Source organism: Gluconobacter albidus, assembly GCF_002005485.1.
Lineage (GTDB): Bacteria > Pseudomonadota > Alphaproteobacteria > Acetobacterales > Acetobacteraceae > Gluconobacter > Gluconobacter albidus.
Genome location: NZ_CP014689.1, coordinates 1,935,370 through 1,950,366, shown reverse-complemented (window position 1 = coordinate 1,950,366; position 14,997 = coordinate 1,935,370). Strand labels below are relative to the sequence as shown.

Sequence of the window (14,997 nt, the reverse complement as noted above, 5' to 3'; positions counted from 1 at the left end):
TCTTCCCTGGGCTTCGGCCCGGGTTAGGGTTGGATAGTGAACAGCGTCCCGTGCTTATGTGCGGCGACGCTGTTTTCATGAAAGGACAGGTGGATGGCTTCCGCAGCAGAGCAGCTCGCCGCCAATCTCAATATGAGTTCGTTTTCCAAGGCGACCGAACTCAAAAAGCGCATCTGGTTTACCCTAGGCGCGCTGATCGTCTATCGACTTGGCACGTATATTCCGGTTCCGGGTGTCGATGCGACCGTGATGGGGCAGCTTCTTGCCCAGCATCAGGGTGGCATTCTGGGAATGTTCGACATGTTCACCGGTGGTGCGCTCGGGCGTATGACCGTGTTCGCGTTGAACATCATGCCGTATATCAGTGCCTCGATCATCATCCAGCTTCTTTCCACGGCGCTTCCGTCCATGGAAGCAATGAAGAAGGAAGGTGAGGCGGGCCGTAAAAAGCTTAACCAGTATACGCGCTATCTTACGGTCTTTATTGCTCTTTTCCAGGCTTACGGCATTGCTGTCGGCCTTGAGAATATGACGGCGCATGGTGCGAATGCTGTGGTGGCCCCTGGAGCGTTCTTCATCGCATCCTGCGTGGTGACACTTGTTGGCGGCACGATGTTCCTGATGTGGCTGGGTGAGCAAATCACATCCCGAGGTGTCGGGAACGGGATCTCCCTCATCATCTTTGCAGGCATTGTTGCCAATCTGCCGAATGCTCTGGCCAGCCTTTTCGAACTTGGGCGAACAGGAGCACTTTCACCCATTTTCGTGGTGATTTTCCTTGTTCTGGCAATTGCCGTCATTGGCTTCATTGTCTTCATGGAACAGGCTCAACGTCGGGTTGTGATCCAGTACCCGAAGCGTCAGGTCGGAAACCGTATCTTTGGCGGTGACTCCACCCACATGCCGCTGAAAGTGAACACTGCGGGCGTCATCCCCCCGATCTTCGCGTCGTCCGTACTCCTGATTCCTGTGACCATTTCCGGTTTCATGAACGGGCACTCGATGCCGGGCTGGCTCTCGGTCCTGGGCCAGCAGTTAGGCCAGGGACAGCCGCTTTACATGCTGTTCTATGCCGCAATGATCCTGTTCTTCTCCTATTTCTATGCGGCGATTACATTCAATCCCGAGGAAACGGCAGAGAACCTGCGCAAGCAGGGCGGCTTCATTCCTGGCATTCGTCCCGGCGCAAGTACGGCTACGTATTTCGACAAAATCCTGTCCCGTCTGACGGCGATCGGTGCGATGTATCTTGTGGTGGTCTGTCTGTTGCCACAGATCCTGATCAGCAAATACAATGTTCCGTTCTATTTTGGCGGCACGAGCCTGATTATTATCGTCTCAGTCACGATTGATACGGTCACACAGATTCAGTCCCATCTGGTGGCGCACCAGTATTCGGGTCTGATCCGCAAGCAACGCAGCCGTGGAAGCCGGGGTGGCGTGCAGGGAGGCACAAGGCGTCGATGAACATCATTCTTCTTGGCCCTCCCGGGGCAGGAAAGGGCACGCAGGCCAAGCGGCTTGAAACCCTTTACGGCTTCAAGCAGATTTCTACTGGTGATATGCTGCGTGCCGAGGTGGCCGCGGGTACGGCAATCGGGAATGAAGCCAAGGCGATTATGGAGAAGGGGCAGTTTGTTCCTGATCCGATCATCGTGGCGATGATCCAGAACCGTATCGCACAACCGGATTGCCAGCGCGGATTCATCCTTGATGGCTTCCCCCGGACCGAAAGCCAGGCTGAGGCGTTGGACGCCATGCTGTCTCATCGTAGTCTGACAATCGGTGCGGTCATTCTTCTGGATGTCAACGAAGATGAACTCGTGGACCGTATCGCCAGTCGCAGAGGCGAGGACGGAACGCGGCGTCCGGACGACAATCCCGAGGTTGTCCGCGCGCGTCTTGACGTCTATCGCAAACAGACTGCTCCGATCCTTCCCTATTACCAGAAGGCGGGGCGTCTGCTTCATGTCGATGGCATGAAAGACGTTGAAGCCGTTGGCAAAGCGATTGATGCCATCGTGACGGGCGCTGTAAAAAACTGAGTCTGAGAACGATATCACGAAAAAGTGATCTCTATTATTTGACTCAGGTGGGGTGAGCAGTCTATTGCGCGCCCTCGACATAGGTGTAGCCAGACCGTTCGTGCGTCTGCCGGAATCGGTGGGTGACAGGTTTGGCTGCAAGATCATCGACCTGGCTATGGCCGGGGATATAACAGTCTGAGGCGGCTTCAGGCCGCTTCAATGGGAGTAACAGGCGTGGCACGTATTGCCGGCGTAAACATTCCGACCAACAAGCGGGTCGTCATTGCCCTGCGTTATGTCTATGGCATTGGCCCGGCGACAGCGCAGTCCATCTGCAGCAAGCTCGAGATCCCCGATGCCAAGCGCGTCAACGAGCTGTCTGACGATGAGATCGTAAAGATCCGCGAACTGATCGATTCTGAACTGCGCGTCGAAGGCGATCTTCGCCGCGAAACCGCAATGAACATCAAGCGTCTGATGGACCTCGGCTGCTACCGTGGCCTTCGTCACCGTCGTGGCCTGCCGGTCCGTGGTCAGCGTACGCATACCAATGCCCGTACCCGTAAGGGCAAGGCTGTGGCGATTGCTGGCAAGAAGAAGGTTACGCGCTAATCCGCGGCTGATCTCTTCATCGACGTTTTTGCTTAAACTTTTAGGACGACCTCTCTCATGGCGAAGGCCGCTGCTCCGCGTATCCGTAAAAAGGAACGCAAGAATATCATTTCCGGTGTTGCTCACGTGCTCTCCACGTTCAACAACACCATGATCACCATTTCTGACGCACAGGGCAACGCGATTGCCTGGTCGTCGTCGGGTGCGCAGGGCTTTAAAGGCTCCCGTAAGTCCACGCCGTATGCTGCCCAGGTCGCTGCAGAAGATGCCGGCCGCAAGGCGCGCGAGCATGGCATGGAAACGCTTGAGATCGAGGTCTCCGGTCCGGGTTCGGGGCGTGAAAGCGCGCTTCGTGCCCTCCAGGCCGTAGGGTTCAACATTACGTCCATCCGCGACATGACGCCTGTGCCGCACAATGGCTGCCGTCCCCGGAAGCGTCGTCGCGTCTGAGTGATGCTTTGCTGCGTATCGCGTGCGATACGCAGCATCTGTAAGTGATTGCATCTTTTACCGCACCGCTGGTGCGGGCCCAGGTGCCGCCAATTTCCCTTGGCGTGCTTCGTTGTTTGAAAGGCCACGACCTTGGTTCTCCAGAAAAACTGGCAGTCCCTCATCAAGCCGGAGAAGCTTGAAGTCGAGCCCGGACCGGTTGCCTCGCGCATCGCCACTGTCGTGGCCGAGCCTCTGGAACGCGGCTTCGGCATGACGCTTGGTAATGCACTGCGTCGTATTCTCCTGTCGTCGCTGCAGGGTGCTGCCGTGACCGCCATCCAGATCGATGGCGTGCTGCATGAGTTCTCCGCCGTGCCGGGCGTGCGCGAAGACGTCACGGACATCGTCCTGAACGTCAAGCAGCTTGCTCTTCGCATGCATGGTGAAGGCCCCAAGCGCATGATCCTGACGGCCACCGGCCCGGGTGAAGTGACGGCAGGACAGATCCAGGCAGGGCATGACATCGAGATCATGAATCCCGATCTCGTGATCTGCACGCTCGATGACGGCGTGAAGCTCGGCATGGAATTCACCGTCAATATGGGCAAGGGCTATGTTGCAGCTGCAGCAAACCGTCCGGAAGATGCCCCGATTGGCCTGATTCCCATCGATGCGATCTATTCGCCGGTCCGTCGGGTTTCCTACAAGATCGAGCAGACGCGTGTCGGTCAGGTCACTGACTATGACAAGCTGCTGCTGACGGTAGAGACCAACGGTGCAGTGACGCCGGAAGACAGCCTGGCTCTTGCAGCCCGGATTCTTCAGGATCAGCTGCAGCTGTTCATCAACTTCGATGAGCCGCGTCCGGTCCAGCATGAAGAACCGCAGGATGACCTGCCGTTCAACCGCAATCTTCTTCGCAAGGTTGACGAACTCGAGCTCTCGGTGCGTAGCGCCAACTGCCTCAAGAACGACAACATTGTCTACATTGGCGATCTGGTGCAGAAGTCCGAACAGGAAATGCTCCGTACGCCTAATTTCGGGCGCAAGTCGCTCAACGAGATCAAGGAAGTTCTCACCGGTATGGGGCTGTCGCTCGGCATGAGCGTCCCAGCCTGGCCGCCCGAGAACATCGAGGATCTGGCCAAGCGTCTCGACGAGACGTTCTGAGAACTTTCAAGGTAAGGAAAACTAGCAATGCGTCATGGTGTGAGCGGGCGTAAGCTCAATGTCACCTCTTCTCACCGCGCTGCCATGTTCCGCAACATGGCCGTGGCTCTCATCAAGCACGAGCAGATCACGACGACCCTGCCGAAGGCGAAGGAACTTCGCCCGGTGGTCGAGAAGCTGATCACGCTCGGCAAGCGTGGCGACCTGCACGCCCGTCGTCAGGCTTTCGCGCAGCTGCGTGACGATGCCGTCGTGACGAAGCTGTTCTCGGCTGTTGCCGAGCGTTACAAGGGACGTGCCGGTGGCTACTCCCGCGTTCTGAAAGCTGGTGTGCGTTATGGCGACAATGCCGATATGGCCGTGATCGAACTGGTTGATCGCGATGTCGCTGCCAAGGGCCAGGACAGCGGACCGAAGCAGAACGTTGCCGAGGAGCAGGAAGCCGCCTGAGGCTCCTGTTTTTGAAGCATTGAGAAAGGCCGGGGCAGGAATGTCCCGGCCTTTTTTGATTCGTGGTTTATTTGCCACGATGTTGTGTGATATGCAGTCACCACTCTTTGCAGAATTTTTCCTGTCTCTTTCTGAGGCAGTCTGAATTTCCGCTTCCTTACAGGATGCGGTTTCTCCCTTTTTGAAGAATGTTGTGTCGTTCTTCGTGTGGGGTCTGCACAATTCTGAGAAACAGGTCCGAGCACTCTCGTAGGGCCTGCCACGACGCATCGAATATGTATCCCGGCAATGAGGCCCGGATGGGTTCGTGATGCGTCCAGCGTTTGGAGAGCGTTATAATGTCCGAATCTTCCCCTCCGAAACATGGGTTGGCGGAAACCCTTGGAATACCCAGAGCGCTCTTCTGGGCGTTCGTAGGTCAGCTTCTGTTCATGGTCGGCGATGGCGTGGAAGCGGGGTATCTCGATACCTATATGCTGCACCACGGCCATACGCAGGGTTTCGTGAATGAAATGTTCACGTTTTATGGCATCACCGTGATGATCGCGGCCTGGTTCTCCGGGCCTCTGTCAGATCTCATGGGGCCAAAAAAAGTCATGTGGCTTGGCCTCATTTTATGGACTGTCCTTGAAGTCGGGTTCCTGGCTCTGGGGCTGGGGCCGAACAGCGGACCCATGATCCTACTGTTTTATACGCTGCGAGGGTTTGCCTACCCGCTGTTTGCATACGGTTTCCTTGTCTGGATTGCTGCCGCTACGCCGACAGCCATGCTGGGCTCGGCCGCAGGCTGGTTCTGGTTTTCCTTCTCAGCAGGTCTTCCCACTCTGGGATCGCAGTTTGCACGCTTTGCCATTCCGGAAATTGGCGAACTTCGCACCTTCTGGTGCTCCCTGGGGCTTGTGATCCTGGGTGGTCTTGTTGCGCTGCTGTTCACGCATGAGCCAACAGGCAAGAAGCGCCTTCTTCCGGACCATATTCCGACCAAGGATATTTTCTTCGGTTCCATGAGTATCATGTGGCGTGAGCCGAAGACGTTGATTGCCGGTATCGTCCGCGTGATTGATACTTCTTCGGAATATGCGTTCCTTGCGATCATGCCCGCGTTTTTCGTGGATCATCTTGGCTTCTCCCTTGCCCAGTGGCTGAACCTCCTGTCACTCATTTTCCTGAGCAACATCCTGTTCAACCTTGTCTCGGGCATGGTGGCAGATACGCTGGGACACCGTTTTGTTGTGGCGGTTTTCGGCGGGATCGGTGGCTTTGTGGCCATTCCACTGTTTTATTACGTACCGCTCTGGTTCCCGGGAAATTTCTGGGCGGTGGCTGCGGCAGGGATTTTCTATGGTGCAACGGTGGCCGCTTTCGTGCCGTTGTCGGGTCTGATGCCGCAGATCTGTCCGCGTGAAAAAGCGGCTGCGCTGTCTATCCTTGGTTTGGGTGCCGGGGCATCCACCTGGGTTGGACCGGCGGTTGTTGCCGGGTGTGAAGCGGTCTTTGGGCCGGGCATGCAGTATGTGATCTGGACGTTTGCTGTGATCTATCTTCTGTCCGCCGGAATGACGATGGCTCTGACCATCTCTCCCGAAGCCCGTCGTTACAATGAAGAGGCTGCGCTGCGGGGTGAAGACGCTCCTGCCGTTGGTCACTGAGCAGGACCCTGATTCAGGACATCCCCTGAGTGCTCTGACGATGTAAAAGAAAAGGCAGCCCGTGACCGGGCTGCCTTTTTTACGTTGGGAGCATGTCATGGCAGGGAGAAGACCTATGAGCGCTGATCTGGAACGCCTGCGGGGAGGAGCGGACACATGCCCCTACGGAAGCAGGCTGGCAGCAAAACTTTCTCGGGGGGCAAGAGAAACGGAAGCACTTGTCAGTGATCTGATGGTGGATCAGCCGCTACTCTGGCTTCTGACCGCATCTTTTATCGGGTTTTTGTTGGGAAAGCGTCTTTTAGGGAAAAATTAAACTTCCGCAGGCGCGTGACGTTACGACATGACCACGAACTCTTGGGCAAGGTACCACCGTCATGCTGCACTACGCGATTGTGTTCTTCATCATTTCCATCATTGCCGGGTTTTTCGGCTTCTCGGGCATTTCTTCGGCTACGGCAGGAATTGCCAAGCTGTTTTTCATCGTCTTCATCGTGCTGGCCGTGCTGGCCATTCTCGCCGGTGTCGCGGGCCTGCATGCCCTGTAAGGGCCTGATTCAGAGCTGAGATTTTCAGGGCTGAAATGAAAAGGGCGGGTGCCGATGGCCCCGCCCTTTTTTTATGCTCTTCAGTTCCCGTTCTTGTCTCTCTGAATGAAGGAGGGAAGAAAAGGATTGTCTGTCTGGAGCGAACCCTTGCTTGGAAGCTGTTGTGTGGTCCAGCCGCCGCCCAGATCCGTCATGAGTTTGACTTCTGCGAGGAACTGCTGCTGTCGCACGCTGAGCTGGGTTTCCTGATACTGAAGGGCGTTCTGTTCGGCCGTGATGACCGTGGTGTAGATCTGCGTTCCGGCGAGGTACTCGTTCATTGACACCTGAACGGCACTCTGTGCGGTTTTCACGGCAGCATTCTGCAAGGCAAGCTGCTGATCGAGATAGCGCAGGCCGGACATCTGATCTTCGGTGTCCTGAAGCGCTGCCAGAACCGTCTGGCGGTAGGTTGCCACAGCATTATCGTAATCGGCTTCAGCGCTGCGTACCGCAGCGGATCGTGCGCCGCCCTGAAAGATCGTCTCGGTTGCAGCCGCACCAAGGCTCCATGTGCGCGTCGCAGCCTGGATCAGCTGTTCGAGAGGATTGCCGCTATAGCCATAGGACGCAGAGAGCGTGACCTGCGGGAAGAAGGCGCCGATCTCGTATCCGATCTCCGCATTATAGGCCTCCATGTTGCGCTCGGCCTGCGCCACGTCCGGGCGGCGCTGAAGCAGCATGGAGGGCACGGCGACAGGAGCTGCCGGGATCGTTTCGGGGAGGGGAGAGGGTGCCAGTGTGAGTTCGACCGGAGCACGGCCTGTCAGCATGGCGATGGCGTGTTCGTACTGCGCGCGGGCAATATGGGCGTTGGACAGGCTGGCCTGCGTCGATTGCAGCAGATAGCGCGCCTGGAGGACGCTCGCCGGATCCGCGACACCGGCATCAAGCTGGTTCTGGAGGATTTCCAGATTGTGGCGATAGAGATCCACGTTGCGGGCATAGAGCGCAATCAGGCTATCCTGATAGCGCAGATCGAAATAGTCCTGCGCGAGCTGAAGCTGATAGGACAGCCGCATGTTGGCGACGAGGGCGGCGTCAGCCTGTGTGGCAGCAACCTGCTGCTGAACCTGCCGGCGGATCATGCCCCAGACGTCGACGGTCCAGCTGGCGGATGGGCCAGTGGTCCATGTGTTGGACGTGTAGGACTGGCTGGAGGTGTAGGGAATGCCGCTGCTGGCATTCGACGTGCTGCCGCCCTGTGAGTTGCGGTTGAAGCTGAACTTTCCGCTCAGGGTCGGGAAAAGCTGGGCGCGGATCGAGTCAATCGTGGCAGCTGCCTTGCGGTACTGCGCCTCATATTCCTTCAGGCTCTGGTTGGACGTCGCCACGCGTTCCTCAAGTTCGTTGAGGACGGGATCGTTGAAGATCGTCCACCAGTCTCCTTTGGGCATTTTCGCCAGATCGGGCGCAGCCATCTGCCAGCCCGGCGGCGGAGGCGCCTCCTTGAATTTGGCGGAGATGATGGCTTTCGGGCGATGGTAGTTCGGCCCGACCATGCCGCCGATACAGCCGCTCAGGAAAGGCAGGGTCGCCGCCCCCAGCAGGGCAGTGCGCAGGGTGGACTTACGGAGGGCGGGCATCAGGACTGTGTTCCCCGGGCTGAGAGATGGAAAAAGGAAGCGACGTGGGCACGCAGACGGCCCATGGCGCGTCCGAACCGGTCGAGATACAGGAAAATGACGGGTGTGCTGTAGAGCGTCAGCAACTGGCTGACTACCAGACCGCCGAGAATGGCGATCCCTAGCGGTCGCCGGAGTTCGCAGCCATATCCGTTGCCGATGATGAGGGGCACGGCACCGAACGCAGCCGCCAGAGACGTCATCAGGATAGGACGGAAACGCAGATGGCTGGCCTGACGGATGGCGTCTCTGGCCGACAGGCCTTCGCGCTGCGCCACGAGGGCGAAGTCGATCAGCATGATGGCGTTTTTCTTGACGATGCCGATGAGCAGGATCACGCCGATCATAGCCATGAGGGAGAATTCCTCCCCGCAGATCTGAAGTGCCAGAATGGCGCCAACGCCTGCGGACGGCAGTGTCGAAAGGATTGTCAGGGGATGGATCAGGCTCTCATACAGGACGCCCAGCACGATATAGACGGCCGCGAGTGCTGCCAGGATCAGCAGGATTTCGCTGCCGGCGGATTTCTGGAAAGCTGCCGCATTGCCTGCAAACCCGCCGTGAATGTCCGAGGGGACATGCAGCTTCACCATGGCAGCCTGCACGGCATCCACGGCAGTACCAAGCGAAACACCGGGCGCAAGATTGAAGGACACGGTCGTCGCAACGGACTGCCCATCATGGCTGACGGTCAGGGCCGTATTGGTGTTGCGCTGCCGTGAGAGGACGGACAGGGGCACCATGTTGTCCACGCTTGTGGCGACGGCCGCACCGCTCGACGCTGACTTTCCGCCTGCCAGAGCGTTAGCGACGGAGTTCTGATAGGATTGTTCACTCTGTGACAGGGTCGTGACAGCCGTTGTGGCACGCGCGCGGATATTGTTCGATGCCGTACCACCCGCCGCTGTTCCGCCGGAGGTGCTGATCCACATCTGTTGCAGCATCGACGGGTCCTGCCAGTAGCGGGGGGCTGCTTCCATGATGACGCGGTACTGGTTGAGGTTGCCGTAGATAATGGATGCCGCGCGTTGGCCGAATGCGTCATAAAGCGTGTTGGAGATGAGCTGCGGCGTGACGGAATAGCGTGCTTCCGTATCGCGGTTGATGGCGATGTTGATCCCCTGACCGCCCTGTTCGACGTTCGAGGTTACATCCATGAGTTCCGGCAGCTTCGAGAAGGCGGCCGTAATTTTTGGCGTCCATTCGAACAGGTCTTCGGCGGAGGGGCCTTCCAGAGAATACTGGTAGGCGGCGTCGCCGGGGCGGGCACCCGTGCGGACACTGCCGGGCGCCATCAGACGGAGCTGCGCGCCGGGAATGTGAGAGAATCTGCGGGTGAGGCGCTGGATGGTGGTCGCAAGATCGTCCGTACGCTCGGATTTGGGCTTGAGAGCGATGAACATGTTCGCCGAATTGGCCGAACGCCCGCCAACGCCCCCCATAACGCCGACGACATCCCGGTCGGACGCGACGCTTTTCATGGCCTTGACCACGATTTTCTGAAGCGCCTGAAACGAGATCGACTGATCGGCGACCACGCGCCCCATGATCTGCCCGGTATCTTCGGAGGGAAAGAACCCCTTGGGCATCTTCACATACAGCACGCCGGCAAGCACCAGAGTGGCGGGCAGCGACATCGCGATCAGGAACTGGTGCCCCAGGGCCCAGTCCAGCGACCTGCCGTAACCCGAAGTGGTGGCGCTGATCATGCGTTCGAGGAAACGGCCTGTCTTCTTCCACAGACCGGGACCGTTATCGTCCGTGTGGGTCAGGAGCTGGGCGCTGATCATGGGCGTCAGCGTCAGGGACAGGAGCAGCGAAATGCAGAGCGTGATGACCATGGTCATCGCGAACTCATGGAACAGGCGCCCGGCTATCCCGCCCATGAGCATGATCGGCGCAAACACCACGATCAGCGAGACCGTGATCGAAACGACCGTGAACGCGACTTCGGTGGTGCCCCTGATGGCGGCATCCTGCCGGTCGTAGCCCATCTCCATGTAGCGGGCGATGTTTTCCAGAACGACGATGGCGTCATCGACCACGAAGCCCGTCGAAATCGTCAGCGCCATCAGCGACATGTTGTCGAGCTGGTATCCCATCAGCGCCATGGCCCCGAAGGTTCCCACGATCGAGACTGGCACCACGATGGCCGGAACCATGATGGCGGACAGGCTGCGCAGGAACAGCAGGACGACGACGACCACGAGCACGACGGCAATGACGAGCGTCTGTTTCGTATCGTCCAGCGAGGCCCGGATTGTCTTGGAGCGGTCGATCAGGATCGAAATGTCGGTATTGCCGGGCAGGGCGGACTGAAGGGCTGGCAGGCGGCCACGGATGCCGTCGATCGTCTTGATGACGTTTGCGCCACCCTGCGAGAAGACCGTGCAGATGATGGCAGCGTTGCCGTTCAGATACCCCGCCTGACGAAGATCTTCGACACTGTTCTTGACGTCCGCGAGATCCGTCAGGCGGACAGGCTGGCTGTTGCGATAGGCGATGACCAGATCGCGGTATTCTTCCGCGTCCGTGGCCTGGTCATTGGTGGAGAGCATCATGCGCTCGCCATTGGCATCCAGAAAACCCTTGGGCGTATGGGCGTTGGCGGAGGCAAGGGCGGCCCGCAGATCCTCGAAACCGATCCCGTAATGGAACAGGCGAAGCGGATTGATTTCAACACGTACGGCCGGAAGAGACGCGCCCCGGATCTCCACATCGCCGACGCCCTGGATCTGGCTGAGCTGCGGGATGAGGATGTTGCTTGCGAAATCGTAGAGTTCCTGCGGCGTCCGGGTGCTGGACGACAGGGTCAGTGCGAGGATAGGCGGACCGTTGGAGTTCGCCTTCATGTAGGTCGGGTTGCTGCGCAGACTGGTGGGCAAATCCTGCCGTGCGCCCTGCAGGGCCGCTTCCACGTCACGCGCAGCACCGTTGATGTCCCGCTCCAGGTCGAACTGAAGGGTGATGCGCGTCTGGTTGACCGTGGATTCCGAGGTCATTTCCGTGACGCCGGAAATTGCGCCCAGATGCCGCTCCAGAGGGCCGGCAATCGTGCTCGCGATTTCGGAGGGGGAGCCGCCGGGCTGGTTCGCGGTCACCATGATGACCGGGAAGTCCACGTCCGGCAGATCGGCGACAGGCAGGGCGAAATACCCCATGACGCCGCCGATCACGAGAGCCACCGCCAGCAGCGTCGTGCCAACGGGCCTCAGGACAAAGAGGCGGACCAGATTCACGGAGCGCCTGTGTGAGGGCTGGGGGCTTGGGGCTGCGAAGGCGGGCTGTTGCGGCGGTGACGCTGCATGAAGGCACGGGTTTTCGTTCCCAGCTCATCCATGAACAGATAGATGACGGGCGTGGTGAACAGGGTCAGAAGCTGGGACATCATCAGGCCGAAAACGATGGCCACACCCAGCGGACGCCGCAGCTCGGAGCCGACGCCCGTGCCGATCAGCAGGGGCAGCGCTCCGAACAGGGCGGCCAGCGTGGTCATCAGGATCGGACGGAAGCGAAGCATCGCCGCGCGCTTGATGGATTCAAGCGGCGTATGGCCCTCCAGGCGTTCGGCTTCGAGAGCGAAGTCGATCATCATGATGGCGTTCTTCTTCACGATGCCGATCAGCAGCACGATGCCGATGATGCCCATGATGTCGAGATCCATCCCGAACAGATAGAGCCCGATCAGCGCACCGATGGCGGCGGAAGGCAGGGTGGAGAGGATCGTGATCGGGTGGATATAGCTCTCATAGAGAATACCCAGCACGATATAGACCGCGATCACGGCTGCCATGACCAGCCAGACCTCGTTGGACAGCGACGAGCGGAATGCTGCCGCCGTGCCCTGGAAGGCAGTCTGGAACTCCGGCGGCAGGCCGATCTGCTTTTCCACGCGCTCGATGGCGTTGGTCGCGGCCCCAAGCGAATAACCGCTGGCGACGTTGAACGACACCGTCGTGGCCGGAAACTGGCCGAAATGGCTGATGAGCAGGGGGGCGAGGACATGCGTCATCGTCGTCACCTGCGACAGCGGCACGAGCCCCGATGTCGGCTGGCGCGTCGGGCCGGACGTGCTGCCACCGGCCTGCGAGGAAATGCCGGGCAGATAAAGCTGGCTCAGGGACGTCAGGTCGGTCTGGAGTTTCGGGTCGGCTTCCAGAATTACGCGGTACTGGTTGGACTGCGTATAGATCGTCGTGATCTGGCGCTGGCCGTAGCTGTCATACAGGAGATTGTCGACCGTCTGCGGCGTGATTGAGTATCGCGCACCGGTCGGACGGTCGAGCGAAAGCTGGGCGACCAGTCCCTCGGCCTGCAGGTCCGACGTGACATCCCGCAGCGACGGTTCCTTGCGCAAAGCATCCACGAATTTCGGCACCCAGGTCTTGAAGGTATCGTAATCCGGGTTTTCCAGCATGAACTGGTACTGCGTGGCGGAAATCGAGGAATCCAGCGACAGATCCTGAATCGGCTGGACGTAAAGCTGCGCCCCGATCACCTGATCCCCGACGGAGGACAGGCGCCGCATGATTGCCTCAAGGCTGGACGTGCGCTGTTCACGCGGCTTGAGGTTGATCAGGAAGCGGCCGACATTCAGAGTCATGTTCTGGCCGTCGATGCCCACGAAAGACGAGATGCTGGCGACATCCGGGTCCTTCAGGATCACGTCTCCAAGGGCGGCCTGACGGTCTTTCATGCCTTCAAAGGAAATGGCCTGCGACATCACGGAGATGCCCTGGATGACGCCGGTGTCCTGCGTCGGGAAAAAGCCTTTGGGGATGGTCCAGGCCAGAATACCGGTCAGAACGATCGTGCCGAGCGTCACCAGAAGGGTCGTGACCCGGAAGCGCAGCACGACATCGAGCCAGCGCCCGTATCCTGCAATCAAGGCGTTGATGCCTCGCTCGGTGCGGTTGGACAGGCGGCTCCAGACCGTGTTTTTCGTGGAGGGCGCATGCGTGTCAGACAGCAGGCGCGCGCACATCATCGGTACCAGCGTCAGGGCGACGACAGCGGAAATGATGATGGTGATGGAGAGCGTCATCGCGAATTCATGGAATAGGCGCCCGACGACATCCTTCATGAACAGCAGCGGGATCAGCACGGCGATCAGCGAGACCGTCAGCGAGATGATGGTAAAGCCGATCTCCCCCGCACCTTTGAGTGCGGCGGTGTAGCGGTCTTCACCGGCCTCGACGTAACGGGCGATGTTCTCGATCACGACGATGGCGTCATCGACGACGAAGCCGGTCGCGATAGTTAGGGACATCAGCGACAGGTTGTCGAGCGAGAAACCCAACAGATACATCGCCGCCAGCGTGCCGATCAGAGACAGCGGAACGGAAAGGCTGGGAATGATCGTCGCCGGAACATTGCGCAGGAACACGAAAATCACGCCCACGACGAGGAGCATGGCGAGCGCCAGTTCGTATTCCACATCATTGACGGAAGCGCGGATGGTCGTGGTGCGGTCGGTCAGAGGCGTGACGTCGATGCCCGGCGGCAGGTCGAGCTTGAGCTGTGGCAGGACGCGCAGGACGTTGTCCACGACGCCAATGACGTTCGCGCCGGGCTGACGCTGCACGTTCAGGATCAGCGCAGGTGTGCGGTTGGCCCAGGCGGCAAGCTGTGCGTTCTCCGCACCTTCAACGACGGTCGCGATGTCCCGTACGCGGATCGGACCGTTGTTCTGATACGCGATCACCTGGTTCATGAGCTGTGCGACGGACTGGATCTGTCCGTCGATGCGCAGGGAGGTGGAACGCTTGGGACCGTCGAATGTACCGGTCGGGGAGTTGACGTTCACCGTGCTGATGATGGTGCGCAGCGTATCGATCGCGATGCCGTAGGACGTCAGCTTCGGGATGTTGACCTGAATCCGGTACGCCTTGCGGTTACCGCCTGACAGGGTGACAAGACCAACCCCGGAAATCTGGCTGATCTTCTGTTCAAGCCGCGTGTTGACGTAATCCTCGACCTCGGGAAGCGGCAGCGTTTTGGACGTAATGCCGAGCGTCAGGACGGGGGTGTCCGCCGGGTTGACCTTCGCATAGATCGGAGGGGCGGGCAGATCGCTCGGCAGCAGAGAGGTGGCATTGTTGATCGCGGCCTGAACTTCCTGCTCGGCCACGTCCATCGACATGTCCAGCCCGAAGCGCAGCGTGACAACCGAAGCGCCACCGGAGGACTGGGACGTCATCTGGTCCAGACCGGCCATCTGGCCGAGCTGGGTTTCCAGCGGCGCGGTGACGGACGTACTCATCACGTCCGGCCCGGCGCCCGGATAGAAAGTCGAGACCGTGATCGTCGGATATTCAACCTGCGGCAGGGCTGAGACGGCCAGAAAATGGTAGCCGAGCAGGCCGCTCAGCAGGATGGCGAACATCAGGAGGCTGGTGGCAACCGGGCGCTCGATGAACAGGCGGGACGGATTCACGATCTTGAT

12 protein-coding genes are annotated in these 14,997 nt (G+C 59.2%); 9 read left to right on the top strand and 3 right to left on the bottom strand.

Annotated elements, in window-relative coordinates; genetic code table 11:
* Positions 1 to 93: 93 nt before the first annotated feature.
* The 9 genes from secY to A0U94_RS08890 all read left to right on the top strand — a co-directional run bounded on the left by secY (position 94) and on the right by A0U94_RS08890 (position 6,888).
* Entirely contained in the window at positions 94 to 1,467 is a 1,374-nt protein-coding gene (gene secY, locus A0U94_RS08925; protein ID WP_062029314.1) for a preprotein translocase subunit SecY, read from the top strand.
* Positions 1,464 to 2,045: an adenylate kinase gene (locus A0U94_RS08920; RefSeq protein WP_077803142.1), complete on the top strand. Its 582-nt coding sequence runs from the start codon at positions 1,464 to 1,466 to the stop codon at positions 2,043 to 2,045. The genes secY and A0U94_RS08920 overlap by 4 nt, the downstream gene beginning before the upstream one ends.
* Positions 2,046 to 2,261: 216 nt before the next feature.
* On the top strand, positions 2,262 to 2,639 hold the full coding sequence (rpsM, locus tag A0U94_RS08915) for a 30S ribosomal protein S13 (RefSeq protein ID WP_062029339.1): 378 nt from the start codon (positions 2,262 to 2,264) through the stop codon (positions 2,637 to 2,639).
* A 57-nt stretch (positions 2,640 to 2,696) separates the two neighbouring features.
* The gene (rpsK, locus tag A0U94_RS08910) at positions 2,697 to 3,089 is read left to right on the top strand and encodes a 30S ribosomal protein S11 (RefSeq protein ID WP_011251943.1); all 393 of its coding nucleotides are present in this window, start codon (positions 2,697 to 2,699) and stop codon (positions 3,087 to 3,089) included.
* Between the two features lie 132 nt (positions 3,090 to 3,221).
* A complete protein-coding gene (locus A0U94_RS08905) occupies positions 3,222 to 4,241 on the top strand; it encodes a DNA-directed RNA polymerase subunit alpha (protein WP_011251942.1) in 1,020 nt (339 codons plus the stop codon).
* Positions 4,242 to 4,268: 27 nt separating this feature from the next.
* Complete coding sequence (gene rplQ / locus A0U94_RS08900) at positions 4,269 to 4,691, top strand: 50S ribosomal protein L17 (protein WP_011251941.1); 423 nt, start codon at positions 4,269 to 4,271, stop codon at positions 4,689 to 4,691.
* Positions 4,692 to 5,029: 338 nt separating this feature from the next.
* On the top strand, positions 5,030 to 6,340 hold the full coding sequence (locus A0U94_RS08895; protein WP_062029319.1) for an MFS transporter: 1,311 nt from the start codon (positions 5,030 to 5,032) through the stop codon (positions 6,338 to 6,340).
* Positions 6,341 to 6,455: 115 nt separating this feature from the next.
* The gene (locus tag A0U94_RS15710; RefSeq protein ID WP_149026735.1) at positions 6,456 to 6,656 is read left to right on the top strand and encodes a hypothetical protein; all 201 of its coding nucleotides are present in this window, start codon (positions 6,456 to 6,458) and stop codon (positions 6,654 to 6,656) included.
* Positions 6,657 to 6,717: 61 nt separating this feature from the next.
* Positions 6,718 to 6,888 carry a DUF1328 domain-containing protein gene (locus tag A0U94_RS08890; RefSeq protein WP_077803141.1) on the top strand — a complete coding sequence of 57 codons (171 nt, stop codon included), beginning with the start codon at positions 6,718 to 6,720 and terminating at the stop codon, positions 6,886 to 6,888.
* 80 nt (positions 6,889 to 6,968) lie between these two features.
* Here A0U94_RS08890 and A0U94_RS08885 read toward each other — a convergent pair whose 3' ends face one another.
* Genes A0U94_RS08885 through A0U94_RS08875 form a run of 3 tightly spaced genes read right to left on the bottom strand, consistent with a single transcriptional unit; the run spans position 6,969 to position 14,988 of the window.
* On the bottom strand, positions 6,969 to 8,513 hold the full coding sequence (locus tag A0U94_RS08885) for an efflux transporter outer membrane subunit (protein WP_077803140.1): 1,545 nt from the start codon (positions 8,511 to 8,513) through the stop codon (positions 6,969 to 6,971).
* Positions 8,513 to 11,791 (bottom strand): efflux RND transporter permease subunit, encoded by a 3,279-nt coding sequence (locus tag A0U94_RS08880; protein ID WP_077803139.1) that lies wholly within the window; start codon positions 11,789 to 11,791, stop codon positions 8,513 to 8,515. Before A0U94_RS08880 ends, A0U94_RS08885 begins: the two co-directional genes overlap by 1 nt.
* Positions 11,788 to 14,988: an efflux RND transporter permease subunit gene (locus A0U94_RS08875; RefSeq protein WP_077803138.1), complete on the bottom strand. Its 3,201-nt coding sequence runs from the start codon at positions 14,986 to 14,988 to the stop codon at positions 11,788 to 11,790. Before A0U94_RS08875 ends, A0U94_RS08880 begins: the two co-directional genes overlap by 4 nt.
* Positions 14,989 to 14,997 lie beyond the last annotated feature (9 nt).

Coding starts and splice junctions, on each gene's coding strand:
- secY (WP_062029314.1), top strand. CDS start 94: ATGGCTTCCGCAGCAGAGCAGCTCGCCGCCAATCTCAATATGAGTTCG.
- A0U94_RS08920 (WP_077803142.1), top strand. CDS start 1,464: ATGAACATCATTCTTCTTGGCCCTCCCGGGGCAGGAAAGGGCACGCAG.
- rpsK (WP_011251943.1), top strand. CDS start 2,697: ATGGCGAAGGCCGCTGCTCCGCGTATCCGTAAAAAGGAACGCAAGAAT.
- rplQ (WP_011251941.1), top strand. CDS start 4,269: ATGCGTCATGGTGTGAGCGGGCGTAAGCTCAATGTCACCTCTTCTCAC.
- A0U94_RS08895 (WP_062029319.1), top strand. CDS start 5,030: ATGTCCGAATCTTCCCCTCCGAAACATGGGTTGGCGGAAACCCTTGGA.
- A0U94_RS15710 (WP_149026735.1), top strand. CDS start 6,456: ATGAGCGCTGATCTGGAACGCCTGCGGGGAGGAGCGGACACATGCCCC.
- A0U94_RS08890 (WP_077803141.1), top strand. CDS start 6,718: ATGCTGCACTACGCGATTGTGTTCTTCATCATTTCCATCATTGCCGGG.
- A0U94_RS08885 (WP_077803140.1), bottom strand. CDS start 8,513: ATGCCCGCCCTCCGTAAGTCCACCCTGCGCACTGCCCTGCTGGGGGCG.